This is a genomic window from Bradyrhizobium mercantei (assembly GCF_001982635.1).
Classification (GTDB): domain Bacteria; phylum Pseudomonadota; class Alphaproteobacteria; order Rhizobiales; family Xanthobacteraceae; genus Bradyrhizobium; species Bradyrhizobium mercantei.
Genome location: NZ_MKFI01000002.1, coordinates 126,637 through 151,594, shown reverse-complemented (window position 1 = coordinate 151,594; position 24,958 = coordinate 126,637). Strand labels below are relative to the sequence as shown.

The window sequence follows — 24,958 nt, the reverse complement described above, 5'->3', positions numbered from 1 at the left end:
TCACGGCGCCGTCATATTTCGGGAGATTGCGAGGCGCCCGGCGGCCTGCTTATGCCTCGTGGGGCACCGCGGCGAACCGGCTCACCACGATGTCGCGCTTGGTCTCGTCGACGCGCACCGTCATGTCGAAGCGCTCACCACGCAGCTCCTTGTGCAGCACCTCGGCGTTGCGATGCAGCCAGCTGATGCCGGCGCCGTCGGAGGCGTCGATCGAAAGCTGCAGCGTCGAGCGCTTGGCCGCGAGGCGATCCTCGATCGCGGTCAGGAGCGCGTCGATCCCCTCGCCGGTCACGGCTGAAACCAGGAAGCAGGGCCGCTCTGGCGGCCGGCGTGCTGCGATGTTGCGCAGATTGTCCCGCTCCTCCGGATCGAAGCGGTCGATCTTGTTCCAGACCTCGATGATGCGCTGGCCGCCGTCGGCGTCGGGATCGATCCCGAGCTGGCGCAGCACGCCCTCGACGTCGCGTTCCTGCGCCTCGGCATCTTCATGCGAGATGTCGCGGACATGCAGGATGATGTCGGCTTCCAGCACCTCCTCCAGCGTGGCGCGGAACGCGGCCACGAGCTGGGTCGGCAGGTTGGAGATGAAGCCGACCGTATCCGACAGCATCGCCTTGCCGCCATGCGGCAAGTTGAGCGCGCGCAAGGTCGGATCGAGCGTCGCAAACAGCATGTCGGCGGCCTGCACGTCGGCGCGCGTCAGGCGATTGAACAGTGTCGATTTGCCGGCATTGGTGTAGCCGACCAGCGCGACCACGCGGTACGGCACGCGCTGGCGGCCGGCGCGGTGCAGCCGCCGCGTCGCCTGTACCTTCTTCAATTCGCCTTCGAGCTTGGTGATGCGCTCAGAGATCAGGCGGCGGTCGGCCTCGATCTGGGTTTCGCCGGGGCCGCCCATGAAGCCGAAGCCGCCGCGCTGGCGCTCGAGATGGGTCCAGGACCGCACCAGTCGGCTGCGCTGGTAATTGAGATGGGCGAGCTCGACCTGCAACGCGCCTTCCTTGGTCTTGGCGCGGCGGCCGAAGATTTCCAGGATCAGGCCGGTGCGGTCGAGCACCTTGGTGCTCCAGGCCTTCTCGAGGTTGCGCTGCTGGATCGGCGACAGCGCGCAATCCATCACCACGAGCTCGACCTGGTTGCTGGCGATGAGGCCGCTGATCTCCTCGACCTTGCCCTTGCCGAGATAGGTCGCGGGCCGGATCTGGCTGATCGGCGCGATGACGCTTTCCACCACAGTGAGGTCGATCGCACCGGCGAGGCCGGCGGCCTCCTCGATCCGCGCTTCATAGTCGCGGACAGAGGAATCCGTTTGCGCATCGCCGTCGCCACGGCGCGTGCGCAGGTACGGGCCGATGACGATCACCCGCCCGGTGCTGCCGTTCCCCGCCGACCCGGGCCTAGACTTGGTCCGGTCGGCGCCCCCTTCACGATTGAAGGGTTCCAATCAGTTCACTCTCAAGCCGGTGCGTCCTCACCACCTTCGAACAACTGAATTGGAGCTCCTGGCATGATGGTCGAGATCGCATGCTTGTAGACAAGCTGCGAATGGCCGTCGCGCCGCAGCAGCAAGCAGAAATTGTCGAACCATGTGACAATGCCCTGCAGCTTTACTCCGTTGACCAGAAATATCGTCAGTGGCGTCTTGGTTTTACGAACGTGATTAAGGAAGGTGTCTTGTAGATTTTGTGCGCGGTCTGCCGCCATTGTTTTTGTCCCGCAAGCTTGTGCTTCTTTTTATTGAACCGGTTGCGGCTCTCTGACGGAGCCTCCTCCGGCTGCCCACCTGCCCTGAGATCCCCCTCTGGCAGGCGTAGCGGTAGGATTAGAGGCCACGCGCGGTTTTTAGGCAAGCCGGTTCGCGGTGCAGTCGGTAGGAACACGGTGGCAATTCTAAGAAAGGGCGGGGAAAGAGACGAATATTCTCGTGGAGAGTGGATAAATCCCCGGTTGTACCGGCCCCGCTCTCGCCCCCTCTGTCACTCCCCAGCCTCGCGAGCCGGGGCCACCCCCGGCTCCTGCCCCTGATTGCCGATCCGGCGTGCCGGGGTCAGCCGACCCCGAGCGCCTTCAGCTTGCGATGCAGCGCCGAACGCTCCATGCCGACGAACTCCGCGGTGCGCGAGATGTTGCCTGAGAAGCGGCTGATCTGGGCGATCAGATAGTCGCGCTCGAACACCTCGCGCGCCTCGCGCAGCGGCAGGCCCATGATGTGCTCGCCATTGTTGGAGGTCGGCATCGCCGGCACCATCGAGCCGACGTCCTGCGGCAGCATGTCGGCGGTGATGATCGCCTCCGGTCCACCGCCGGCCAGGATCATCACCCGCTCGACGTTGTTGCGGAGCTGGCGGACGTTGCCCGGCCAGACGTGCGACTGGAGCACGGCCATCGCGTCCTGCCCAATCTGCCGCTTCGGCAGGCCGGTGGCGGCCGAAATCTGGTCCATGAAATAGTCGATCAGCTCGGGGATGTCCTCGCGGCGCTCCGACAGCGGCGGCACCCGGATCGGCACCACCGAGAGGCGATGATAGAGGTCCTCGCGGAAACGGCCTGCCGCGATCTCCTCTTCGAGGTTACGCGCGGTCGAGGAGATGATGCGGACGTCGACATGGACCTTGCTGGTGCCGCCCTGGCGCTGGAAGGTCTGGTCGACCAGCACGCGCAGGATCTTGTTCTGGGTCTCGCGCGGCATGTCCGCGATCTCGTCGATGAACAGCGTGCCGCCATGCGCTTCCTCGAGCGCGCCGGCCTTGCGCTGCTGCTCGCCGTTCGATCCCTCGATGCCGAACAGCTCGATCTCCATGCGCTCCGGCGTGATCGCGGCCGCATTGATCACCACGAACGGCCCCTCGGCGCGGCCGGAGGCATGATGCAGCGTGCGCGCGGCGAGTTCCTTGCCGGCGCCTGACGGACCGACGATCAGGATGCGGCTGTTGGCCTTGGCGGCGCGATCGATGGTCTGGCGCAGCTGGTTCATGCAGGCCGAGCGACCGGTCAGGACGCTCGCGGCGGGAGCCAGCTGCTTGAGCTCCTTCACCTCGCGCTTGAGCCGCGACGTTTCCAGCGCCCGCGTTGCGACCAGGATCAGCCGGTCCGACTTGAACGGCTTCTCGATGAAGTCATAGGCACCGCGCTTGATCGCGGCGACCGCGGTTTCGATGTTGCCGTGGCCGGAGATCATCACGACCGGCAGATCGGCATTGTCCTTCTTGATCTGCTCCAGCAGCTGCAGACCGTCGAGCTTGGAGCCCTGCAGCCAGATGTCGAGGAACACCAGGTTCGGGCGGCGGTTGGCGATCTCGGCGAGCGCCGAGTCGCTGTCGCGCGCGGTGCGCGTGGAGAAGCCCTCATCGTCCAGGATACCCGCAACGAGGTCACGAATGTCAGCTTCGTCGTCGACAATCAGAATGTCACTGGCCATGGGTTACACCTGTCTTGTCAGTCGCCCGTCGCGGCTTTGATTTTTGGCTCTTGCGCATTTGGCTCTTGATTATTGGGTTCAGGATTAGCGGGGTCTTGAGCTGGTTCTTGGATTTTTGGTTCATTGTTGGTCGCCTGTGCCGGGCCGTTGGTCGGCTCTTCCGGCGGATTTTTTTCGCTGTTTTCCGGTTTGACGTCCGGTTTTTGGTCCTTGCTGTCGGGCTTCGTCTCGGGCTTGGCGGCCTGCCCGGTGACGGCGAAACGCAGCCGCATCCAGGCACCGCGCTGCCCCTCGCGGAAATCTGACGCGTCCTTGAGCTCGATGCGGCCGCCATGATCCTCGAGCACGCGGCCGACGATCGCCAGCCCCAGCCCGGTGCCCTTCGCCCGCGTCGTGACATAGGGCTCGAGCAGGCGCGCACGGGCGACCTTGGGCAGGCCGATGCCGTTGTCGACGACGTCGATCAGGATGTCGTCCTTCTCGCGCTGCGCCACGACGTCGATGCGGCCCTTGCCGAGCTCCTCGCGCGGCACCTGCTCGATCGCCTCCGTCGCGTTCTTGATGATGTTGGTCAGCGCCTGCGAGATCAGCCGGCGGTCGAACTGCGCCGGCAGCGGCGACTGCTTGATGTCGGCCTCGATGTCGAGATCGGGATGCGCGACCTTCATCAGGAACACTGCCTGGCGCACCACGTCGGCGACGTCCTCGCCTTCCATCACCGGCTTGGGCATCCGCGCAAAGCGCGAGAACTCGTCGACCATCCGCCTGATGTCGTCGACCTGGCGCACGATGGTGTCGGTGCACTGCTCGAAAATCGACTTGTCCTTCTCTTCCGTAATGGTCTTGCCGAACTTGCGGCGGATGCGTTCGGCGGAGAGCTGGATCGGGGTCAGCGGGTTCTTGATCTCGTGGGCGATGCGGCGGGCGACGTCGCCCCACGCCGAGGTGCGCTGCGCCGACACCAGTTCGGTGATGTCGTCGAGCGTGATGATGTAGCTGTCGCGCGACTGGCTGGTCTGCTCGGCGGAAACGCGAACCGACAGATTGCGCTCGTTGCCGTCGCGCAGGATCGTGACCTGCCCCTGCACCAGGCGCTGGGTGCCTTCGCGCGCAGTCTTCATCATGTCGTCGAGCTCGGGCAGCACGTCCGAGAGCGGATGGCCGAGCGTCTCCGACTCGGCGTGCCCGATCAGCTTCTCGGCCGAGCGGTTGAGCACGCCGATGGTACCTGACGCGTCGACCCCGATGATGCCGGCGCTCGCCGACGACAGCACCGCTTCGATGAAGCGGCGGCGGCTGTCGATGGTCTCGCTGGCGTCGACCAGCTCGTTGCGCTGGGTGCGCAGCTCCTGCGTCATCTTGTTGAAGATCTCGCCGAGCAGCGCGAGGTCGCTCGCCGACTTGTTGACGGGCACCTGGACGTTGAGGTTGCCGGTCGAGACCTCACTCGCCGCGCCCATCAGCTGGCGGATCGGCGACACCAGGCCATTGGCGAAGTTCAGCCCGATCAGCACCGAGGCCATCAGGATGGTCAGCGCGATCACCGCGAACATCAGCGCGAACGCGACCTGGATGCCGAGCCTGCGGGTCTCGAGCTGGGCATATTCGGCGGCGCTTGTCTGGGTCTGCTTGAGCTGGGCGACGACCGCCGGATCGAGCAGCCGCGCCACATACAGGAACATGTCGTCATAGGCCCGCAGCCGGACCACGGAGGCGACATAGTTTTCCGGGAACACCGAGATCTTCGGCTCGGTCTCGTTGATGTCCTTCAGGATGTCCGGCGGCGGCGCCTCGTAGTTCAGGCGAACGCCGGTTTCGGCGCTGGCGACGATCTTGCCGTCCTTGTCCATCAGCACCGCGACCGGCAGGTTGCGCGACTCGGCGCCGGCCGTCATCAGTTGCAGGAACGTCATGCGGTCCTGGTCGTAGAGCGGCCGCGCATGGGCGAGATCATTGGCCATCGCCAGCGTGTCGCCGTTGATGAGCTGGGCGTGCTCCTGCATGTAGGCGCTGGCGATCGTCAGCGAGTTCTGGATCACCTGCTTGGTGGGCCCCGAGAACAGCCGGTCGAGGCCGCGTTCGATGGTGACGTTGGCGACGATCGACACCAGCACGGCGGGCAGCACCGCGATGACCGAAAACAGGCCGACGATCTGCACATGCAGTCGGGCCGCCGCCCGGCCGCGCCGCCGCGCCTGCACCATCTGCCAGACTTCCCGGACGATGATGCCGACCAGGAGCAGGATCGTGGCGGCGTTGATCATCAGGAAGGAGCGGACCACCTCGGAGGTGGGCTCGATCGGGGTCAGGCCGGTCAGGACCACGAAGGTCAGGAAGGCGGACAGCAGTGCGATCGCGACGGCGAACGGGGCCAGCCAGCGCCGCAGGGGGAAACCCCGCGCCTCTGCCTTGGGCTCGGCCGGTGACGCGTGGATCGTTGAAGCGGTGGTCTCTGCGCTGGTCATACCGGCAATTGAGCTGAAGGCGATCGCCCGCGGGAATTGCGAACTGATGCAATCATATCACAATGTTGCCGAATTGCGACATTTCCGCGGCGCAAACCACGGTGCGGCGCCGTGTCCTCAAAACCATTTGTGACTACTCAATAACGGTAGCGGGGCCTGGCGCCCCGCCCCGGGGTTCGCTGGAGCTTCGCGTCCGATCAAGTCAGAACCGAAACTCTAGCCCTTTGTTCCGGCGCGTTTTCTTCACGCGAGCCCCGGTGCCTGCGTGGCTCGAAGGCGCCTAGCCGCCGCTCCGGTAGACCTGGATATCAAGGTCGCGGATCTTCTTGCGCAGGGTATTGCGGTTCAATCCGAGCAGGTCGGCGGCCCGGATCTGGTTGCCGCGGGTCGCCGCCAGCGCAGCGGTCAACAAGGGGATCTCGATCTCCTTGAGGATGCGGTGGTAGAGGCCGGGCGGCGGCACGCCGTTCGGGAAGCCCGAGAAGTGCGAGGACAGATAGGCCTCGACCGCGCCGCCAAGATTGTCGACGCCGACGGTCGCGGTGCTGCCCGAGGTGACCGCAGGCGGCGCCAGCTCGCCGTCGATGACCGAAGAGGTGATGACGTCCTGCGGGTAGAGCGCGGCGAGCCGCCGGGCGAGGTTTTCCAGCTCGCGGACGTTGCCCGGCCAGCGGTGCTGCTTGAGCCGCTCCAGCGCCTGGGCGTCGAGCTTCTTCGGCGGCAGGCCGTCCTTCTCGGCGAGCGAGAAGAAGTGCCTGATCAGGTCGGGCAGATCCTCGATGCGCTCGCGTAAGGGAGGCAGCCGCAGCGGCACGACGTTGAGGCGGAAGAACAGGTCCTCGCGGAACAGGCCCTGCTGGATCAGGATACGCAAATCCTTGTTCGAGGCCGCGACGATGCGGACGTCGGTCTTGATCGGTGTGCGGCCGCCGACGGTGGTGTACTCGCCCTGCTGGAGCACGCGGAGCAGACGGGTCTGCGCCTCCATCGGCATGTCGCCGATCTCGTCGAGGAACAGCGTGCCGCCCTCGGCCTGCTCGAAGCGGCCGGAGGCGCGGGTGTTGGCGCCGGTGAATGCACCGCGCTCATGGCCGAACAACTCCGATTCAATGAGGTCGCGCGGGATCGCCGCCATGTTGACCGCAACGAACGGGCCGTTGCGGCGCCTTCCGTAATCGTGCAGCGCGCGGGCGACCAGCTCCTTGCCGGTGCCGGATTCGCCGGAGATCATCACGGTGAGATCGGTCTGCATCAGACGCGCCAGCACGCGGTAGATTTCCTGCATTGCCGGCGAACGGCCGACCAGCGGGATCGAGTCGAACTCGCCGTCGTCGGCGGGACTTGAGACCCGCTCCTTCGGCTCGGCCAGCGCGCGGCCGACGATGGTGATCAGCTCCTTCAGGTCGAAAGGCTTCGGCAGGTATTCGTAGGCGCCGCGCTCGGAGGCGCGGATCGCGGTCATGAAGGTGTTCTGCGCGCTCATGACGATGACGGGCAGATTCGGCCGCATCTTCTTGATCCGCGGCAGCAGGTCGAATGCGTTCTCGTCGGGCATCACCACGTCGGTGATGACGAGGTCGCCCTCGCCCTGGCTGACCCAGCGCCACAGCGTGGCGGCGTTGCCGGTCAGGCGCACCTCGTAGCCGGCGCGTGACAGCGCCTGGTTCAGGACGGTCCGGATGGCGGTGTCGTCGTCAGCGACAAGTATGCTACCTGCAGGCATTGGTGTTCCTCATCGTGCATCCTGAGAGGCAGGCGGTGACGTACCCGGAACGTCATCGCGGTTGCTTTGGTCGAGTTGCTTGGCGGCGCTGTACATCGGCATCAGCACGCGGAAAGTGGTTTTGCGCGGCTGCGACTCGCATTCGATGATGCCGCCGTGATCGCCGATGATCTTGGCGACCAGCGCGAGGCCGAGCCCGCTGCCGGTCTGCTTGGTGGTGACGAAGGGATCGAACAGGTTCGGCAGCAGGTCTTCCGGCACGCCCGAGCCATTGTCCTTGACGCAGAACTCCAGCGGCAGCGAGACCCGCGATTTCTTGCCGGGCACCGACAGCCGCACGCCCGGCCGGAACGCCGTGGTGAGGTGGATTTCCGCATCGGTGCCGAGATCGGCGACGGCTTCGGCCGCGTTCTTCACGAGGTTGAGGAAGACCTGGATCAGCTGGTCCTGGTTGGCCAGCACCGGCGGCAGTGACGGATCGTAGTCCTCGATGAAACGGACGTTGCGGGCAAAGCCGGACTGCGCCAGCCGCTTCACGTGATCGAGCACGGAATGAATATTGACCGGGCCGCGCGCCACCGGGCGGTCATCGCCGAACACCTCCATGCGGTCGACCAGCGTCACGATGCGGTCGGCCTCGTCGCAGATCAGCCGCGTCAACAGACGGTCCTCGGAGGATGCCTGCTGCTCCAGGAGCTGCGCGGCGCCGCGGATGCCCGACAGCGGGTTCTTGATCTCATGGGCGAGCATCGCGGCCAGCGCGATCACCGAGCGCGCCGCGCTGCGGTGGGTGAGCTGGCGGTCCATCTTGTCGGCGATGGTGCGCTCCTGCAGCATCACCACGATATGGCCGGGCCGCTCGGTCAGCGGCGCGACGTGCAGGTCGACCTGGCGATCGCCACCGATCCGCGGCGTGCCGAGATCGACCTTGTATTCGTTGACCGGCGAGCCGCTGGTGCGCACCTGCTCGATCAGCGCGAGCAGCGGGCTGCCGAACGGCACCAGTTCCTTGAGCGACTGGCGGCGCAGGAACTGCGCCGAGATCTCGAAGAACGATTCGGCCGCGATGTTGGCATCGACGATCCGCCCGTCGGGCGCGACCAGCAGCACCGGATTGGGCAGCGCGTTGAGGATGGCCTCGCCATCGGTGGGCACAGGCCGGCGAAACTCCATGGCTGACGTCATGCGGCAGCACTCCAGGCAAAATCGTCGTAGGCGTCCTCGAGCGCGCGATGCACGCTGGAGGGCTCCTCCGAGGTCAGGATGGTCTGCCGCCAGGCCTTCAGCGTTGCCGCCGGCGCGCAGCTGTAGGCCGCAGCCGTCTCCAGCGCCCAGCCGAGATGCTTGCGGGCATGCTTGAGCCCGACACGCAGGCCGTAATGGCTGCAGACCTCGTCATAGAGCGCACGAACATGCTTGAGCTGCTCCGCAAGCGACGGCGCAGCCTCTGCGACGCCGGTCTCGAGGCGGCGGCCGATCTGACCCGGCAACCACGGTTGCCCCTGCGCGCCGCGGCCGATCATGACCGCGTCGGCGCCCGACATCTGAAGCGCCCCGACCGCCTTGTCGAACGAGGTGATGTCGCCATTGACCACGACCGGGATCGTGACGGCATCCTTGACCGCGCGCACCGCGTTCCAGTTCGCCTCGCCCTTGTAGAACTGGCAGCGGGTGCGGCCATGCACGGTGATCATCTGCACGCCCGATGCCTCGGCGCGGCGCGCCAGCTCGGGCGCATTGAGCGAGCGATCGTCCCAGCCGAGCCGCATCTTCAGCGTCACCGGCACGCTGACCGCCGACAGCGTCGCCTCGATCAGCGTCACCGCATGGTCGAGGTCGCGCATCAGGGCCGAGCCGGACTGGCCGCCAGTCACGTGGCGGGCCGGGCAGCCCATGTTGATGTCGATGATGTCGGCGCCGGCGCTCTCGGCAATACGCGCGCCCTCCGCCATCCAGCGGGTCTCGCAGCCCGCGAGCTGGACCACATGCGGCCCGATCCCGGCTGCCTCACAACGCAGCTTCGACATCGGCTTGCCGTTCACCAGATCGTCGCTGGCGGTCATCTCGGAGACCACCAGGCCGGCACCCAGATTGGCTGCGAGTCGCCGGAAGGGCGCGTCGGTGATGCCGGACATGGGCGCGAGGAGAACCCGGTTGGCGACAGCAATATCGCCTATCTTCAATGGGTTACGAGGAGTACTTTGCACGCCGGTCACAGCCGTCTCGTCGTTGTGTTAGCCACGCCATTGCGGCTGACATCGTCTATTCTGCGCACAATTCTTGTGCAGTCAAGGTTCATGCCTACGGTTTAGACATTTCTACCATCTGCGCAAGTGCACTGCAACAAAATCTGCTTTTCCCACAGTCATCGGCAAACGCTCTGTTTTTGCGCAGCGGTCATGCTAAGGGCTGTGCGCGGCGATATCAGCCGTTCCCCTCATCCCCGATTCGTCTGTCATTGGTTCAAAATGCCGAAGCCTGAGCGCACCGCAGCCATCCTTGTCGCAGCCGGCCGTGGACTGCGCGCCGGCGCCGGCGGGCCGAAGCAATATCGGACGATCGGCGGGCAGACGGTGATCTACCGTGCGATGGAGGCGTTCTCCGGACATCCGGATGTGTTTGCCGTGCAGCCGGTGGTCAATCCCGACGACGCTGCGCTGTTCGATGAAGCGGTGGCAGGCCTCCGCCACCAGCCGCCAACGCCGGGCGGCGTCACCCGGCAGGCCTCGGTCCATGCCGGGCTCGAGGCGCTTGCCGGCGAGAAGCCGGACATCGTGCTGATCCACGATGCCGCCCGCCCCTTTGTCACGTCGGCCGTGATCTCGCGTGCGATCGCAGCCGCCGGCCGGACCGGCGCCGCGATCCCCGTGATTCCGGTCACCGACACGATCAAGCTCACTGGCGATACCGGCGACGTCGAGGCGACGCCGGAGCGCGCGCGCCTGCGGATCGCGCAGACACCGCAGGCATTTCGTTTCGACGTAATATTGGAGGCGCATCGTCGCGCCGCGCGCGAGGGCCGCAGCGATTTCACCGATGATGCCGCACTTGCTGAATGGGCGGGATTGACGGTTGCGACGTTTGAAGGTGATCCTGCCAACATGAAACTCACCACCCCCGAAGACTTCGTGCGCGAGGAAGCGCGGCTCGCAAGCCAGCTCGGCGACATCAGGACCGGCACCGGTTACGACGTGCACGCCTTTGGCGACGGCGACCATGTCATGATCTGCGGCGTGCGAGTGCCACACACAAAGGGATTCCTGGCCCATTCCGACGGCGATGTCGGGCTGCATGCGCTGGTCGACGCGATCCTCGGCGCGCTCGCCGACGGCGACATCGGCTCGCATTTCCCGCCGAGCGACGCCAAGTGGAAGGGCGCCTCCTCCGACCAGTTCCTGAAATACGCCGTCGAGCGCGTCACCGCGCGCGGCGGACGGATCGCCAATCTCGAGGTCACGCTGATCTGTGAGCGGCCGAAGATCGGCCCATTGCGCGACACCATGCGGGCGAAGATCGCGGAGATCTCCGGCGTCCACATCTCGCGGGTGGCGGTCAAGGCCACCACCAGCGAGCGGCTCGGCTTCACCGGCCGCGAGGAAGGCATCGCGGCCACCGCAAGCGCCACGGTCCGTCTCCCCTGGGATGATAAGGGCTGGAGTGCCTGACATGGGCGGCAGCGACGCTCGTGCCCTGTCCCGCTCGCTGCTCGACCTGTGCCGGATGCGCAAGCTGACCATTGCGACCGCCGAATCCTGCACCGGCGGCCTGGTCGCGGGCGCGCTCACCGACATCCCCGGCTCGTCCGACGTGATCGATCGCGGCTTCGTCACCTATTCGAACGAGGCCAAACGGGTGATGCTTGGCGTCAAGGCGGCGACGCTGGAGACGTTCGGCGCGGTGAGCAAGGAAACCGCGACCGCGATGGCGATCGGCGCACTGGAGAAGGCCGGCGTCGACCTTGCGGTTTCGATCACGGGCATCGCAGGCCCTGGCGGCGCAACGCCGGGCAAGCCGGTCGGGCTTGTGCACTTTGCCGTCGCCGCGCGCGACGGCCGCATCCTTCATCGCGAGCAGCGATTTGGCGCCATCGGCCGCAGCACAGTCCGCCAACGCTCGGTCGTGGAAGCACTGCGCATGCTGATGGAGCTTGCGCGTCCGCCGCAGGCCGCAAAGCCGCGCCGCGAGGCCGCCAGCCGGCTGCGGACGAGAGTGGCCCGTTCGCCGCGCAGCCACGCCGCGAAACGCCGGCGACCGCCGCGCGGATAGGCCTTACTCAAGTCGAGTCGCGCCAAGCGCTGCCTCGCACTACCCTCCAGTCAACTGCGACCCAGTGCCGCCGACCTCAGGTGGAACTCGGACGTCGGTTCGCCGTTTTCTGTTGATCCAACTCTGCCGTTTCAACTGTTCTTCGAACGGCAAAATCCCCACAACAAGGAGAAAATGATGAAGTTGGGAACTATGGTCGTGGCCGCAATCACCGCCGGCGCCATGACGCTGACGACCGTTGCCCCCTCGTTCGCCGCCCCGCTCGCGCCCGCAGCCCGGCTGCAGGATCAACCCACTTCCGTCGAGCATGTGCAATACCGCCACTGGCACGGCGGCGGCCCGCGCTACGGCTATCGCGGCGGATATCGTGGTGGGTATTATGGCCACCGTCATGGCGGCGGAAACGGCGCTGCGATCATCGGCGGGCTGGCGGCCGGCGCGATCATCGGCGGCGCGATTGCAGCAAGCCAGGCCAAGGCCAACAACGACGCCTATTGCTCGCAGCGCTTCCGCTCCTACGACCCGGCTTCGGGTACCTACATCGCGTCTGGCGGCGTGCGCCGCTCCTGCCCGTAACCACTTGACGTTACTCTCCGTCGTGCCCGGCCTTGTGCCGGGCATCCACGTCTTTGACGCCAGTTGCACGAAAGACGTGGATGGCCGGGACAAGCCCGGCCATGACCATCAGGTCGACAGCTGAGGCTTGCCGTAGACCTGGTCCGCGCGCTTTTCGAACGCCGCGGCGAAGCGTGAAAACGCGGCATCGAACATCGAGCCCATCAGCATTGCCAGCATCCGGCTCTTGAATTCGTAGTTCAGGAAGAAGCCGACATCGCATTCGGTCTCCGACTTCGGCTCAAAGCTCCAGCGGTTCTCCAGATTGCTGAACGGGCCGCGCAGATATTCGACCAGGATCTTCAGGTTGGGCCGGTCGAGCGTCACCTTGCTGGTGAAGGTTTCCTTGACCAGCTTGAAGGAGACGGTCATGTCCGCGACCACGACCTCGGTGCCGTCGTCCTTGGGAGTCCGCTGTCGTATCTTGAGCGCCTGGCACAACGGCACGAATTCCGGATAGCGCTCGACGTCGGCGACCAGATCGAACATTTGAGCCGCGGTGTGGCGGACCCGCCGCTTGCTGGAGAATCGAGGCATCAGTGGATACTCGCACGGTTTTGCTGGAGTGCGAGGCTGTTCAGATATGCGTCCGCCTGGGCCCGCGCAGTAAAGCAGACCAGCGATTGATCCGGGCGCAATCCTGAAAAGTATTCGAGCAGCTTCGGCCGCTGCTGCTGGCGGTAGGTCCAGACATAGCGGAAGAATTCCAGATCGATCTTCTCCGGGCAGCCTTCCGCCATTTCCGGGCGGACCTGGCCATAGCTGCCGGCAATGCGCCCCAGGATTCCGAGCATGCAGGTCGATCGCGGCAGGTCGAACCAGATGATCGTATCGGACAGCTCGCGGCGCAGCTCACCTGCACCACTCTTGGTGTAGTTTCCATCCATGATCCAGCGCGGCTCTCGCGCGGCTGCGGTCATGCGGCGGTTGAATTCGTCCTTATCGGACTCGACCCAGCCCGGCTTCCAGAACAGCGCGTCGATTGAAACGGTCGGGATGCCCGTCATGACGGACAGTCGCCGCGCAAAGGTCGACTTGCCGGATCCCGACGATCCCATCACCAGAACGCGCTGCATTGGTCCAGTCCAAGATTCGGGTCAAGGTTCGGTCGAGGCCGATCAAGCAACGGCGCGCGGCGGCGCCGGCTTATCGCCGTTCAAAAAAAATCTAGCGGCCGCGGGCCGTGCGCGCCGCTTGCAGTTTCGCAAAATCCTCGCCGGCATGATGCGACGAGCGTGTCAGCGGACTGGCCGACACCATCAGAAAACCCTTGGTATAGGCGACGCGCTCGTAGCCGGCGAATTCGTCCGGGGTCACGTAGCGCATCACGGCGTGATGTTTGCGGGTCGGCTGCAAATACTGGCCGATGGTCAGGAAGTCGACGTCGGCCGAACGCAGATCGTCCATCACCTGTAGCACCTCGTGCCGCTCCTCGCCGAGGCCGACCATGATGCCCGACTTGGTGAAGATGGTCGGATCCATCTCCTTGATCCGCTGCAACAGCCGGATCGAATGGAAATAGCGTGCGCCGGGACGCACCGTCAGATAGCGCGACGGCACGGTTTCCAGATTGTGGTTGAAGACGTCGGGCTTGGCCGCGACCACGCGCTCGAGCGCGGCGTCCTTGCGCAGAAAGTCCGGCGTCAGGATCTCGATCGTGGTGGTCGGGCAGCGCGCGCGGATGGCGCGGATGGTCTGGGCAAAATGCTCGGCGCCGCCGTCGGCGAGATCGTCGCGATCGACCGAGGTCACCACGACGTGGCTGAGCCCGAGCTTGGCGGTGGCCTCCGCGACGTATTCCGGCTCGCTCGCCTCGAGCGCGCCGGGCATGCCGGTCTTGACGTTGCAGAACGCGCAGGCCCGCGTGCAGGTGTCGCCCATGATCATGAAGGTGGCGTGCTTCTTGTCCCAGCACTCACCGATGTTGGGGCAGCCCGCCTCCTCGCACACCGTGACGAGGCCGTTCTCCTTCACGATCCGGCGGGTGTCCGCATAGCCGCGCGTGTTCGGCGCGCGAACCCGGATCCAGTCCGGCTTCGGCGGGGACACGGCATCGGGCCGGTTCACCTTTTCGGGGTGGCGCGGGCGGAGCTGGGTGGTGGAGATGGTGTCGACGATGGTGACCATAGGTGCCTGCAAGTCGCGAGAAACCATAGCTAATCGGTGTTGGTGCGGCTCGCAACCCGCGCCGCGACCCTAGCAGATCAGCCCGGATATTGGCAGTGTTGCGGTCCGTTCCATGCCGATTCCCACCTCAAAATGGTTCAAAAACCCCGATCCACCCGTGCGACCGCGCCGCGCCTCGGCAAGGCGCTGAAACGCTCGTTCTTCGATCGCAGCGTGCATGAGGTTGCGCCCGACCTGATCGGCGCAACCTTCCTGGTCGGCGGCGTCGGCGGCATCATCACCGAGGTCGAGGCCTACCATCACACCGAACCGGCGGCCCACTCCTTCAACGGACCGACCCCGCGCAACCAGGTGATGTTCGGCCCGCCGGGCTTCTCCTATGTCTACCGCTCCTACGGCATCCATTGGTGCGTCAACTTCGTCTGCGAGGAAGCCGGTTCGGCCAGCGCCGTCTTGATCCGTGCGATCGAGCCGACCCATGGGCTCGCCGCGATGCGCCGGCGGCGCGGGCTGGAAGACGAGCGCGCGCTGTGCTCGGGGCCCGGCAAGCTCTGCGAGGCGATGGGCATCACGATCGCGCACAGCGAATTGCCGCTCGACCGTCCGCCGATCGCGCTCCACACGCGCACCGAGACGCCCGACATCGTCACCGGAATCCGCATCGGCATCACCAAGGCGGTCGAGCTGCCCTGGCGCTACGGGCTGAAGGGATCGAAATTCCTCAGCAAGCGGTTCTGAGCACCAAAGCGTCTACCATGAAGGCGTCTGTTATGACGCCTTCTTCAGCCGTTCGATCGCCTCGAGGATCTTGGCGCGACGCTCCTGAGCTGCCGCGCGCTTTTCCTTCTCTTCCTCGACGAGCTCTTCCGGCGCGTTGGCGACGAACTTCTCGTTGGAGAGTTTTGCGTCGACGCGCTTGATATCCGCGTCAGCCTTGCCGAGTTCCTTCTCTAGCCGTGCCCGTTCGGCGGCGAGATCGATCACGCCCTTCAGCGGCAGTGCGACGACTTCGCCACGCACCAGAAGCTGCATGGCGCCTTCCGGCGCGGCGTCAGCGAACGAGATCTCCGACAGGCGCGCGAGGCGCTTGATGGTGTCGTTCCAGCGCTGTGCACGGTCGCGCGTCTCGTCGGACGAGGTCACGATCACGAGCGGCGTCAGCGTCGACGGCGGAATGTTCATCTCCGCCTTCACCGAGCGCATCGCGGTGACGAGATCGACCACCCAGCCGATCTCGGCCTCGGCTGCCGGATCGCTGAACTCGTCGGCGTCGAGCGCGGCAATCACCGGCGGAATGATCGGATCAACGATTGGCCCCGCGGTCGCGATCGCCGCGAGCTGCTCGCCGGTCACGCCCGACTTCCGCGGCCAGGACGCCAGCACCAACAGACCGTCGCGCTTTGCCGTCACGGCCCACAGTTCCTCGGTGATGAAGGGCATGAACGGGTGCAGCAGCTTGAGGATCTCGTCGCGCGCCCAGGCGATCATGGCGCGGGTCTCGGTTTTGGCCGCGCCCTCCTCGCCCATCAGCACCGGCTTGGCGAGCTCGAGATACCAGTCGCAGAACACGTTCCAGACGAAGCGGTAGATCGCGCCGGCGGCATCGTTGAAGCGATGATCCTCGATCGTCTCGGTCACCTCGCGGGTGACGCGCGAGGTCTCGTGCGCAATCCAGCGGTTCAGCGTTTCCTTGGCGGCCTTCGGATCAAAACCGTCCGGCTTGACGCATTCGTTCATCTCGGCGAAGCGGCAGGCGTTCCAGAACTTGGTCGCGAAATTGCGGTTGGTCTCGACCAGATGCGGCGACAGACGGATGTCATGGCCCTGCGCCGCCTCGCGGGTCAGCGCGAAGCGCAGCGCGTCGGCGCCGTATTCGTCGATCACGCCGAGCGGGTCGATGACGTTGCCCTTCGACTTCGACATCTTGGCACCCTTCTCGTCGCGGACGAGACGGTGGATGTAGACGGTCGAGAACGGCGCCTGCTTCATGAAGTGGAGGCCCATCATCATCATGCGGGCGACCCAGAAGAAGATGATGTCGAAGCCGGTGACCAGCGTGTTGGTCGGGTAGTAGCGCGCGACCTCCGGTGCGTCGTCCGGCCAGCCCAGCGTCGAGAACGGCCACAGCGCCGACGAGAACCAGGTGTCGAGCACGTCCTCGTCGCGCGTGATGAAGCCCTCGCGCTTGGCGGGATCAGTGGCCATGTCGTGGCCCTGCTCCGGCGTGATGACTTCCTGCTCGACGTAATAGCCGAGCGCGTTGCCGACCGCCTCTTCCTCGGTCTCGGCGACAAACACCTTGCCGTCGGGGCCGTACCAGGCCGGGATCTGATGGCCCCACCAGAGCTGGCGCGAGATGCACCAGGGCTGGATGTTCTCCATCCATTCGAAATAGGTCTTTTCCCAGTTCTTCGGCACGAACGTCGTCTCGCCCGAGCGCACCGCCGCCATTGCCGGCTGCGCCAGCGTGTGGGCGTCGACATACCACTGGTCGGTGAGGTACGGCTCGATCACGACGTCGGAACGGTCGCCATGCGGCACCATGTGGGTGTTGGGCTCGATCCGCTCGAGGAAGCCGAACTCCTCCAGCCGCGCCACGATCTTCTTGCGCGCCGCGAAGCGTTCGATCTTGTCGAACTCGGCGGCAAATTCTTCGGCGGCCATCGGCAGCCCGCGCAGATAGTCCTCGTTGCCGACCAGGCTGAGACAGCCCTCCTGATCGAGCACGCTGATCTGCGGCAGGCCGTGGCGCTTGCCGATCTCGAAGTCGTTGAAGTCGTGCGCCGGCGTCACCTTGACCGCGCCCGAGCCCTTCTCCGGATCGGAATAGGCGTCGGCGACGATCGGAATTTTGCGGCCGACCAGCGGCAGGATGACGTGCTGGCCGACCAGATCGGCGTAGCGCTCGTCGTCCGGATGCACCGCGACCGCGGTGTCGCCGAGCATCGTCTCGGGACGCGTCGTCGCGACCACGATGAACGATTTCGGGTCCTCAGGGCTGAACGTGCGGCCCTCGATCGGATAGCGCAGGTACCAGAGATGGCCCTTGACCTCCTTCTGCACGACTTCGAGATCCGAGATCGCGGTGAGCAGCTTGGGGTCCCAGTTGACCAGCCGCTTGTCCTTGTAGATCAGCCCGTCGCGATGCAGCTCGACGAACACCTTGACGACGGCGCGCGACAGGCCCTCGTCCATGGTGAAGCGCTCGCGCGACCAGTCGCAGGACGCGCCGAGACGCTTGAGCTGATTGACGATGGTACCGCCGCTCTCGGCTTTCCACTGCCAGACCCGCTCGAGGAACTTGGCACGGCCCATGTCGCGCCGCCCCGGCTCCTGCCGTTCCATCAACTGACGCTCGACCACCATCTGGGTGGCGATGCCGGCGTGGTCGGTGCCGGGCTGCCACAGCACGTCGCGGCCCCGCATCCGCTCGAACCGGCACAGGATGTCCTGCAGCGTGTTGTTGAGCGCGTGGCCCATGTGCAGCGAGCCGGTCACGTTCGGCGGCGGGATCACGATGGTGAAAGGCGCGGCGTCCTTGCGCTCGGGCCGGCCGGCCTTGAACGCACCGCTCTCCTCCCAGATCTGGGCCATCCGGAGCTCGATATCGGCGGGCTGATAGTTTTTCTCGATCATGACAATGCGCTGTGGACCTTGGGGAAAGGGTAGAAAGCCGCCGGAGCGCACCAAGTCAACCGGACCGGCACGTCAAAACGGCGTTTAGGGCAATTTGGGGGGCTGAATGAGGGTTGCCAGCCCTTGCGGACGGAGCGACGCCCGCGGCGGAGCTAACGCCCGGTGGAGCTACCGCCCGCGGGATACCCGCTCGATCTCGGCCTTGACGATCCGCTCGACCAGCCCCGGCAGGTTGTCGTCCAGCCAAGACTTCAGCATCGGCCGCAGCATCTCCTTGACCAGATCCTCCAGTGTCCGAGCATTGTTGCTCAGCACGGTGTTGGCCAGCGAGTTGAAGGCGGACTCGACCGCCCGCATCGTGGTTCCCGAGATGATCTGCTGCATCGGCGCGGTCTCGATCGGCGGCGGTTCCCGGACCGGCTCCCGGCCCCGGGCCTCCGTGAACTCGACATCGTCCTGCGGCTCGACCTTGCGGAACGACGGCGCGGCCGCCGCTGCGGGGGCCGGCTCCGGCAGCGCCATGTCGTCGGTGAGCTCGAACACATCGGCTTCTGGCTGCGGCGACGGCCTGATCTCGGCCGCGGGGGTCGCCTCGTCGAGGCTGGCCAGCAGCGAATCGATGTCGTCCTGACTGTTGCTGGCCGCCGGTGCTGCCGGCGGTGATTTTGGAGCGGGCGCGGCGGCCTTCGCAGCCGGTGGCGCTGCGGGCGGCGGGCTCTTCATCGCGGGCTTGGTAGCCGCTGGCGGCGGCTCGACCTTCGGCGGTGGCGCTGCAGCGGCTGGAGCAGGCTTCTCGGCCGCGGCCGGCTTCGCCTCGTCGTCGGCAATGATGCGACGGATCGACGCCAGGATCTCCTCCATCGAGGGCTCTTGGACCTTCGCAGGTTGCGTCATCTCCGACTCCACATCGAAACTATTTTACATCAAGCCCGAGAGGATTCGCCGGTTCCGATAATGCGGGCGGAGATTTTCACGGCTCCCGCCCGACTTGTCCCCAGATCAAGCCCGCCCAAGGCTATGTGCAAGCTTCGTGTCGCCCAATGCAGCGTGATCATAGGTGGCGTCGCACCTGTCATCACGCTACTGCGGCGCGCCGCGAATCGCTTTGCTGCCCGACAAAACGGTATGTCAGGCCAATTATCGATTGCAAGCAAACGCGCCTGCTTGTGGTCCTGATTAACTCAGAACCACAAACATGGCGCGACAAGCGACGAAGATGTGAAGTGTTCGGAAGTGACGGCGGCGTTCAGCGGCCGTCGGGCGTGCGTACGCCGGCCCAGTTGTCACGAACCTGCTGGTAGTGAACGCCGGGATCGTAGACGTTGGTAGAAAGGCCCATCACTTGCGGCGACAGCCGGCCGATGTAGTTCAGCACATTGTAGGAGGCAACGACGCGATCATGCTGTGCCGTGACCAGCGAGTTGCGGGCGTTGACGAGCGCCTGCTGCGCGTTGAGCACGTCAAGCGTGGTGCGCTGACCGGCCTTCGCCTCTTCACGCACGCCGTTCAGCGCGATCTCCGACGCGGCCACCTGGGCCTGCGCCGACGCCACCTGTGATTTGCCGGCAACCAGCTGGCCCCATGCGGTGACGACATTGGCTCGCGCCTGATCCCTGGTCTGATCCAGCACGAGACGCTGCTGCGCCAGCGATTCCTTGGACTGGCGGATCAGCGAGTATTCCGTGCCGCCCTGATAGATCGGCAGCGACAGTTGAACCCCTACCGAGGCATTGAACAGGCGGTACACGGTCAACTGCGTTTCGTAGCCCTGGCTGACCGATGCCTGCAGCCCGACCGTCGGCAGCAGCGCGCCTTCCGCAACCTTGGTCTGCAGGAAGTTGACGTCGACGCCGAACATCGCCGAGGTGACGTTCGGGTTCTGGGTCAGGCTGAGCTCGACAGCAGCCGAGAGCGACGCCGGCAGGAACCGGTCGACCGGCGAGCCCGGCGCGGGATTCTGCGGCTCGACGCCGATGATGCGGCGGTAGTTCGATCGGGTCGTCGTCAGATTCGATTCCGCGGTGAGCTGCTGGGTTTTGCCCGCCGCGAGCTGCGCCTCGGATTGCGCGACGTCGGTTCGCGTCACTTCGCCGACGTTGAAGCGGTCCTGGGTCTGCTTCAACGTCTGTTCCAGCACGCGCGTATTGCTGCGCTGGACTTCGACGATCGCCGAGTCGCGGAGGTAGTCCATGTAAATCGTGGCCGCGCTCAAAAGCACAGTCTGCTCGAGCGCACGCAACCCCTCGCGTGCGGACGACACCTGGCTTTCGGCCGCGCGCACCTTCGGCCCGTTCTGCGCGTTGTACAGCGACTGGTTGGCGGTGATGCCAACGCTGCGCTGCCTGCTAACGCCAGACACAGCCGCAGAGCCCGGCGTCAATTGCTCATCGGTGTATTGCCCCCCGGCATTCGCGGTCAGCGAGACCTTCGGACGGTAACCCGAGAGCGCCTGGGGAACGTTTTCGTCAGTCGCCCGCACGAACGCACGCTGTGCGTTCAGCTGGGGATTGTTCTGGTAGGCGCGCACCAGCGCGGATTCGATCGTTTCGGCCAGTGCGGGCACAGGGCCCAACTGAGCCAACAGAAGGACCGCAATCGCAGCCGCGGTGTTAACCTTCACCCCACGCATCCCCGGTAATCCAATCATTGTAGTCGCCGTCTCCACACGTACGTAAGTTCCGGCGGTCGCTTCAGACGAAGTGAGTCCGGCCTCACCTTAGTCCGCAGCTAACGGCAACGGAACTACCCCGCAACGTAACACGGTCGAAACTCTTCACGTGGGGCAAACGGGCCACACTTCTGATTCGGAACGGGATTTTATCAGCCAGTGGACCACGGCAGCGGTCAGAAGACGAAGGCGGGAAGCCGCTCTAATCCGGGCAAAACCGGGGCCGAAGCGTCGAACAGCTCGCGATGCCCGAAATCCCCGTGGGAGTGCGTCACCAGGGTGGCGCGCGGCGGCGGCGTCAGGCCGAACACCCCGACCAGCCGGCCCCCCTCCTTGAGCTGGGCCAACAGCCCAGTCGGAACAATCTCGGTCGCACCATTGAGGACGATGACGTCAAACGGTGCGCCCGCGGCATCGCCGTCGGCAGCCGCTGCGGTCCTGACCGTCACATTCTGGAGGCCAAGCTGGGCGAACGTCGCGGTCGCCTTGGCAGCCAACGTCGGATCGCTCTCGGTTGCGCAGACCTCCGAAGCAAACCGCGCCACGACCGCGGCGGCGTAACCGGTTGCACAGCCGACCACCAGGACACGGTCGCTGGCCTTGATTTCGGCGGCCTGCAGCATCCTGGCGAGCAGCGCCGGCGTGATCAGGCAGCGCTTGGCCGCGCCGCCCTCGGCGACATCGAGATCGAGGTCCAGATAGGCCAGCGCCTGCTTGCCGGCCGGCACGAACACCTCGCGCGGCACGGTCAGCATGGCTTCGAGAATGCGATCATCGGTCACGTCGCTCGGACGCACCTGACCATCGACCATGTACTGGCGCGCGGTCGAAAAACCGGTCATTGGCGGGGACCCTGCAAGTCGCGGCATTGCCGCTGGAGAAGCTAGAACAGGGCCATCTTTTGGAACAAGCTCCGCCAAAACGCAACACGCCGTTGGCGCGCAAACTGCGCTCCGCGGCGCGGCCTATTCAATCGTGACGGCGAGCCGGCCGATCAGGCGGGCCACCTCGTCGAGATGCTCGGAATCGTGCTCCTCGACGGCCTTGGCGAGCAGGCGAACACACTCATCGTCACTGATGCAGGGGGCATCGTTGGGAACGAGCGTCGGCTGCGGCATCGACAGGTCGATCAGGTTAATGGCCATCAAAATCACCTCTCAAGACCCGGCGAGACAGAGTGTCGACGGCTATTGAGTCGATTTGACGACGTTTTTGGCCTGCGCGCAGCGAGCCACGGGCTTGTGATTGGCGATGAGGGAGTGTCGATGGGGCCAGCAAAACTGGCTCCCCGGGCTGGATTCGAACCAGCGACCATTCGATTAACAGTCGAATGCTCTACCGCTGAGCTACCGAGGAATAGGCGAACATCTGTTCGCGAGCGGGCAGCGTATAACAAAGCCTTTCGGGCTTGCAAAGAACCAAATGGGACTTCCGGCCAAACTTTAGCGGAGACGGTGAACGCTTTACGGACCAAGGGGTTGCCGGCGTTTGGACGCAGCCCATGCACGGCCACCCTGCCCGGCCCGCCAGCGCTTGAAGCACTCCGGAGACGCGGTGGCGCGGCGAACGCGCCACGCCCGTGATTCTGCCTCGGCACGCGCTGCCCCGAACATTATTCCGCAATGAACGAGGTGGTCTTGGTGCCGGGGTCGTAGCGCAGCCTCAGAACGTTGAGCTTGCAGAGGTTGACGTTCTTCCACAGCACCGACTCGTCATAGTTGGCCCAATCGACCTTGATGTTCCAGACGCAGCCTTCGTCGTCGGGACCGAATTCGACGTAGGCAGTGTCCTGATTCTTCAGCGTGCCCTCGAGCTCGTTCTCCCATTCATCGAGGCCGTCATCGGGCCCGTTGAAGCCAAGAAACTTGATCGCGTATCCCGTCTCGTTGACCACGGAGACGTTGCGGTTGTCGGCCGCCGACGCGGGCGCGGTGATCAACGCCAGTCCCATCACAAGCAATACCGTCAAAATATGCTTCATTGAAATCCTCCTTCGGCCGCACATCGGTGTGCGGCGTCACCTCCTTAGCGATCGCGCTGCATGAGTAAAAATCATGCACAAAATGCGAAGCGCGCTGCTAGCGCGCAGCAATCGCCATGATGAGCAGCGCGGTCGCCGCAAGCGATGTGATGGTCCGCACGTGGTTCCAGAAGGTCCAGTCGGTCAGATAGCGTGCCCAGAGCGGCGCGGCCGCCGTGCTCGCGGGGTCGGCCGCCGCAAGCTGATCGTTGAGCGGCACGTTGAAGACCATGGTGACGACGAACATGCCGACCACATAGAGGGCACCGCCGCAAATCATCGCAATCGCCCCCGGCTCCTGCCATCTGGGCCCGCCGAGCACGGCCAGCACGGCGCAGGACAGCGTGGTGCCGAGGAAGACCGGCATGAACAGCGAGCGCACGATGTCGACGCTGATTGCGTTCATCGCCGAAATGCCGGCGGCCTGATCGATGCGGCCGAGCGAGGTCATCACGAACGCCGAGAACGCGAAATAGACGCCGGCCATCACGCCGCAGCCGAGCGCGGAAAACCACAGCAAGCCCGAGGTCAGGATATTGCGCATCGCTCCACTCCAAATGCGAGAGATACTCGGATTTGTAAAATGCGATAGACTCTCGTATTAGAAGCGTCAACCCCGATTACGGAGGAGCCTGATGGCGAGACGAAAGGCCGCGCCGGCGGCAGCGGCAAGGGCCGCGCCGGCGGCCGACGCGCCCCTGCCCGGCCTGGCGCGGCTTGCCCCAACCCAGCAGCGCAGCCGCGAGCGCTTCGAGCGCATCCTTGCCTCCGCGACCGAGATCATGGCGGAAAAGGGCAGCGAAGCCTTCCGCATGAGCGACATCGTCGAGCGCAGCGGCGTCGCATTCGGCTCGCTCTATCAGTATTTCCCGGACAAGGCCGCGATCATCGGCACGCTGGCGGAACGGCACAACGCCGTCGGGCGCGATTGCGTCAGGCGCGACCTGGCCGTTGTTGCGACCGCGCGCGACCTGCACCCGGCGCTGTGCCGGATCGTCGACAGCTACTACGAGATGTTCATGCGCGAGCCGGTCATGCGCGACATCTGGCAGGCGACCCAGGCCGACCGCGCCCTGCAAAAGCTCGATGCCGAGGACATGGCTGCGCTCTCCGGCCTGTTGTCCGACGCGGTCAGGCGGGTTGCGCCGACCATGCCGGCCGCGACCCTTGCAACGTACTCGACGCTGACGATGACGCTGATCGCCGCCGCCGTGCGTCACGCCATCACGCTGCCGTCGAAGAAGGCGCGGCAGACGTTGACGCAGTTCAAGGCCATGCTGCTGCATGACCTCGCCGGATTGACCTGACGATCGCGCCGGCGTCGGGAATTTCCCCGCGCAGAGGCGATAGACATCGGCGTGGATTCCGCGCTGGCGGACGATGTCAGGAGGAGCCGAGGACCGATGCGACGCGCCATGCGCAAGACTCCCGCTGGCTTGTCCGCATTGTCACGTCACCCTAAAATTCCTGCGATATTTGGCGGCTATGAATACCGCCGGGACATCCGGCAAGAGTTTTTCCCGGGATGTGATGTCCTTCACACGAGGTGCGGCCATGCCGACCTAGGTTCCCCAAAAGGGGTCATCAGAGATTTATTAACCAAAGCGGGCGCCATCGTTCTTTTCATAAAATTCGAACGAATCGCTCAATCCGGACCGAAGACAGTTTTGCGACCATGGCGCTCTCGAACCTCGGAGAGCGCGATGAGCGAAGTCGAATTTGATCTGCTGCTGGACGCCGTCCGAACGGCGATCGCGCCTATTGCTCAGGAGGATTTCGTGGCTCAACCCTCGCCTCGCATTCAGCCGCCGCCGCGCGCCGCCAATGACAACCAGGCGCCGTGGCCGCTGATTCCGTTTCCTGAAGGTTGGTACGCCGCTAGCTAATGCGGCTTCTCATTTGTTGGCTGCAAGCCATTGATGAGATGAGTGGAGGCCACGACCAGAATTGAACTGGTGTACACGGTTTTGCAGACCGTTGCGTAACCACTCCGCCACGTGGCCCCTTGCGGCGCATTTCA

General features: G+C 65.1%; 23 protein-coding genes and 2 tRNA genes. 6 read left to right on the top strand and 19 right to left on the bottom strand.

What is annotated here, in order from left to right:
• Positions 1-49: 49 nt before the first annotated feature.
• From hflX to dusB, 7 genes are all read right to left on the bottom strand, one after another.
• Positions 50-1,444, bottom strand: coding sequence for a GTPase HflX (hflX, locus tag BI327_RS08345; protein ID WP_076859545.1), 1,395 nt, complete (start codon positions 1,442-1,444; stop codon positions 50-52).
• An 11-nt stretch (positions 1,445-1,455) separates the two neighbouring features.
• The gene (gene hfq, locus BI327_RS08340) at positions 1,456-1,704 is read right to left on the bottom strand and encodes an RNA chaperone Hfq (protein ID WP_006020546.1); all 249 of its coding nucleotides are present in this window, start codon (positions 1,702-1,704) and stop codon (positions 1,456-1,458) included.
• A 343-nt stretch (positions 1,705-2,047) separates the two neighbouring features.
• On the bottom strand, positions 2,048-3,418 hold the full coding sequence (gene ntrX, locus BI327_RS08335) for a nitrogen assimilation response regulator NtrX (RefSeq protein WP_021079343.1): 1,371 nt from the start codon (positions 3,416-3,418) through the stop codon (positions 2,048-2,050).
• Between the two features lie 17 nt (positions 3,419-3,435).
• Entirely contained in the window at positions 3,436-5,883 is a 2,448-nt protein-coding gene (locus BI327_RS08330; RefSeq protein WP_076859544.1) for a sensor histidine kinase NtrY-like, read from the bottom strand.
• A gap of 280 nt (positions 5,884-6,163) precedes the next feature.
• Positions 6,164-7,606, bottom strand: a complete 1,443-nt coding sequence (gene ntrC / locus BI327_RS08325) for a nitrogen regulation protein NR(I) (RefSeq protein ID WP_050419700.1) — start codon at positions 7,604-7,606, stop codon at positions 6,164-6,166.
• Between the two features lie 9 nt (positions 7,607-7,615).
• Positions 7,616-8,791 carry a two-component system sensor histidine kinase NtrB gene (locus BI327_RS08320; RefSeq protein WP_076859542.1) on the bottom strand — a complete coding sequence of 392 codons (1,176 nt, stop codon included), beginning with the start codon at positions 8,789-8,791 and terminating at the stop codon, positions 7,616-7,618.
• The gene (dusB, locus tag BI327_RS08315) at positions 8,788-9,789 is read right to left on the bottom strand and encodes a tRNA dihydrouridine synthase DusB (RefSeq protein WP_076859540.1); all 1,002 of its coding nucleotides are present in this window, start codon (positions 9,787-9,789) and stop codon (positions 8,788-8,790) included. Before dusB ends, BI327_RS08320 begins: the two co-directional genes overlap by 4 nt.
• Before the next feature lie 285 nt (positions 9,790-10,074).
• Between dusB and BI327_RS08310 the strand changes: the two genes are divergently transcribed.
• The 3 genes from BI327_RS08310 to BI327_RS08300 all read left to right on the top strand — a co-directional run bounded on the left by BI327_RS08310 (position 10,075) and on the right by BI327_RS08300 (position 12,448).
• A complete protein-coding gene (locus BI327_RS08310) occupies positions 10,075-11,271 on the top strand; it encodes a bifunctional 2-C-methyl-D-erythritol 4-phosphate cytidylyltransferase/2-C-methyl-D-erythritol 2,4-cyclodiphosphate synthase (protein ID WP_076859538.1) in 1,197 nt (398 codons plus the stop codon).
• Position 11,272: 1 nt separating this feature from the next.
• A complete protein-coding gene (locus BI327_RS08305) occupies positions 11,273-11,872 on the top strand; it encodes a CinA family protein (RefSeq protein ID WP_076859536.1) in 600 nt (199 codons plus the stop codon).
• Positions 11,873-12,046: 174 nt separating this feature from the next.
• A complete protein-coding gene (locus tag BI327_RS08300; RefSeq protein ID WP_076859534.1) occupies positions 12,047-12,448 on the top strand; it encodes a BA14K family protein in 402 nt (133 codons plus the stop codon).
• A 108-nt stretch (positions 12,449-12,556) separates the two neighbouring features.
• On the opposite strand, the gene BI327_RS08295 is transcribed toward BI327_RS08300, so the two are convergent.
• The 3 genes from BI327_RS08295 to lipA form a co-directional block, all read right to left on the bottom strand.
• Complete coding sequence (locus tag BI327_RS08295; RefSeq protein ID WP_076859532.1) at positions 12,557-13,024, bottom strand: type II toxin-antitoxin system RatA family toxin; 468 nt, start codon at positions 13,022-13,024, stop codon at positions 12,557-12,559.
• Positions 13,024-13,494, bottom strand: coding sequence for a DNA topology modulation protein (locus BI327_RS08290; protein WP_245334748.1), 471 nt, complete (start codon positions 13,492-13,494; stop codon positions 13,024-13,026). Before BI327_RS08290 ends, BI327_RS08295 begins: the two co-directional genes overlap by 1 nt.
• A 160-nt stretch (positions 13,495-13,654) precedes the next feature.
• Positions 13,655-14,614, bottom strand: coding sequence for a lipoyl synthase (lipA, locus tag BI327_RS08285; protein ID WP_076859528.1), 960 nt, complete (start codon positions 14,612-14,614; stop codon positions 13,655-13,657).
• Positions 14,615-14,746: 132 nt separating this feature from the next.
• On the opposite strand from lipA, the gene BI327_RS08280 reads away from it, so the two are divergent.
• On the top strand, positions 14,747-15,352 hold the full coding sequence (locus tag BI327_RS08280) for a DNA-3-methyladenine glycosylase (protein WP_076859525.1): 606 nt from the start codon (positions 14,747-14,749) through the stop codon (positions 15,350-15,352).
• A gap of 30 nt (positions 15,353-15,382) precedes the next feature.
• On the opposite strand, the gene BI327_RS08275 is transcribed toward BI327_RS08280, so the two are convergent.
• The 8 genes from BI327_RS08275 to BI327_RS08240 all read right to left on the bottom strand — a co-directional run bounded on the left by BI327_RS08275 (position 15,383) and on the right by BI327_RS08240 (position 23,482).
• The gene (locus BI327_RS08275) at positions 15,383-18,250 is read right to left on the bottom strand and encodes a valine--tRNA ligase (RefSeq protein ID WP_076859523.1); all 2,868 of its coding nucleotides are present in this window, start codon (positions 18,248-18,250) and stop codon (positions 15,383-15,385) included.
• A gap of 168 nt (positions 18,251-18,418) precedes the next feature.
• Positions 18,419-19,144, bottom strand: a complete 726-nt coding sequence (locus BI327_RS08270) for a PopZ family protein (RefSeq protein WP_076860678.1) — start codon at positions 19,142-19,144, stop codon at positions 18,419-18,421.
• Positions 19,145-19,496: 352 nt separating this feature from the next.
• Entirely contained in the window at positions 19,497-20,879 is a 1,383-nt protein-coding gene (locus BI327_RS08265) for a TolC family outer membrane protein (RefSeq protein ID WP_076859522.1), read from the bottom strand.
• A gap of 215 nt (positions 20,880-21,094) precedes the next feature.
• Positions 21,095-21,760 (bottom strand): protein-L-isoaspartate O-methyltransferase family protein, encoded by a 666-nt coding sequence (locus tag BI327_RS08260; protein ID WP_076859520.1) that lies wholly within the window; start codon positions 21,758-21,760, stop codon positions 21,095-21,097.
• 123 nt (positions 21,761-21,883) lie between these two features.
• Positions 21,884-22,063, bottom strand: coding sequence for a hypothetical protein (locus tag BI327_RS08255; protein ID WP_076859518.1), 180 nt, complete (start codon positions 22,061-22,063; stop codon positions 21,884-21,886).
• A gap of 136 nt (positions 22,064-22,199) precedes the next feature.
• Positions 22,200-22,274 (bottom strand) — tRNA-Asn (locus BI327_RS08250).
• A 256-nt stretch (positions 22,275-22,530) separates the two neighbouring features.
• Entirely contained in the window at positions 22,531-22,899 is a 369-nt protein-coding gene (locus tag BI327_RS08245) for a hypothetical protein (protein ID WP_076859516.1), read from the bottom strand.
• A 97-nt stretch (positions 22,900-22,996) separates the two neighbouring features.
• Positions 22,997-23,482, bottom strand: a complete 486-nt coding sequence (locus BI327_RS08240) for an anthrone oxygenase family protein (protein ID WP_076859514.1) — start codon at positions 23,480-23,482, stop codon at positions 22,997-22,999.
• A gap of 91 nt (positions 23,483-23,573) precedes the next feature.
• Here BI327_RS08240 and BI327_RS08235 point away from each other — a divergent pair, with 91 nt between their 5' ends.
• Positions 23,574-24,245: a TetR family transcriptional regulator gene (locus tag BI327_RS08235; protein WP_076859512.1), complete on the top strand. Its 672-nt coding sequence runs from the start codon at positions 23,574-23,576 to the stop codon at positions 24,243-24,245.
• 396 nt (positions 24,246-24,641) lie between these two features.
• Positions 24,642-24,824 carry a hypothetical protein gene (locus BI327_RS08230; protein WP_024584196.1) on the top strand — a complete coding sequence of 61 codons (183 nt, stop codon included), beginning with the start codon at positions 24,642-24,644 and terminating at the stop codon, positions 24,822-24,824.
• Positions 24,825-24,867: 43 nt separating this feature from the next.
• Here the strand turns inward: BI327_RS08230 and BI327_RS08225 are convergent.
• Positions 24,868-24,941: transfer RNA gene (locus BI327_RS08225), tRNA-Cys, on the bottom strand.
• Positions 24,942-24,958 lie beyond the last annotated feature (17 nt).

Coding starts and splice junctions, on each gene's coding strand:
- hfq (WP_006020546.1), bottom strand. CDS start 1,704: ATGGCGGCAGACCGCGCACAAAATCTACAAGACACCTTCCTTAATCAC.
- ntrX (WP_021079343.1), bottom strand. CDS start 3,418: ATGGCCAGTGACATTCTGATTGTCGACGACGAAGCTGACATTCGTGAC.
- BI327_RS08330 (WP_076859544.1), bottom strand. CDS start 5,883: ATGACCAGCGCAGAGACCACCGCTTCAACGATCCACGCGTCACCGGCC.
- ntrC (WP_050419700.1), bottom strand. CDS start 7,606: ATGCCTGCAGGTAGCATACTTGTCGCTGACGACGACACCGCCATCCGG.
- BI327_RS08320 (WP_076859542.1), bottom strand. CDS start 8,791: ATGACGTCAGCCATGGAGTTTCGCCGGCCTGTGCCCACCGATGGCGAG.
- BI327_RS08310 (WP_076859538.1), top strand. CDS start 10,075: ATGCCGAAGCCTGAGCGCACCGCAGCCATCCTTGTCGCAGCCGGCCGT.
- BI327_RS08305 (WP_076859536.1), top strand. CDS start 11,273: ATGGGCGGCAGCGACGCTCGTGCCCTGTCCCGCTCGCTGCTCGACCTG.
- BI327_RS08300 (WP_076859534.1), top strand. CDS start 12,047: ATGATGAAGTTGGGAACTATGGTCGTGGCCGCAATCACCGCCGGCGCC.
- BI327_RS08295 (WP_076859532.1), bottom strand. CDS start 13,024: ATGCCTCGATTCTCCAGCAAGCGGCGGGTCCGCCACACCGCGGCTCAA.
- BI327_RS08290 (WP_245334748.1), bottom strand. CDS start 13,494: ATGACGGGCATCCCGACCGTTTCAATCGACGCGCTGTTCTGGAAGCCG.
- lipA (WP_076859528.1), bottom strand. CDS start 14,614: ATGGTCACCATCGTCGACACCATCTCCACCACCCAGCTCCGCCCGCGC.
- BI327_RS08280 (WP_076859525.1), top strand. CDS start 14,747: ATGGTTCAAAAACCCCGATCCACCCGTGCGACCGCGCCGCGCCTCGGC.
- BI327_RS08275 (WP_076859523.1), bottom strand. CDS start 18,250: ATGATCGAGAAAAACTATCAGCCCGCCGATATCGAGCTCCGGATGGCC.
- BI327_RS08270 (WP_076860678.1), bottom strand. CDS start 19,144: ATGACGCAACCTGCGAAGGTCCAAGAGCCCTCGATGGAGGAGATCCTG.
- BI327_RS08265 (WP_076859522.1), bottom strand. CDS start 20,879: ATGCGTGGGGTGAAGGTTAACACCGCGGCTGCGATTGCGGTCCTTCTG.
- BI327_RS08260 (WP_076859520.1), bottom strand. CDS start 21,760: ATGACCGGTTTTTCGACCGCGCGCCAGTACATGGTCGATGGTCAGGTG.
- BI327_RS08255 (WP_076859518.1), bottom strand. CDS start 22,063: ATGGCCATTAACCTGATCGACCTGTCGATGCCGCAGCCGACGCTCGTT.
- BI327_RS08245 (WP_076859516.1), bottom strand. CDS start 22,899: ATGAAGCATATTTTGACGGTATTGCTTGTGATGGGACTGGCGTTGATC.
- BI327_RS08240 (WP_076859514.1), bottom strand. CDS start 23,482: ATGCGCAATATCCTGACCTCGGGCTTGCTGTGGTTTTCCGCGCTCGGC.
- BI327_RS08235 (WP_076859512.1), top strand. CDS start 23,574: ATGGCGAGACGAAAGGCCGCGCCGGCGGCAGCGGCAAGGGCCGCGCCG.
- BI327_RS08230 (WP_024584196.1), top strand. CDS start 24,642: ATGAGCGAAGTCGAATTTGATCTGCTGCTGGACGCCGTCCGAACGGCG.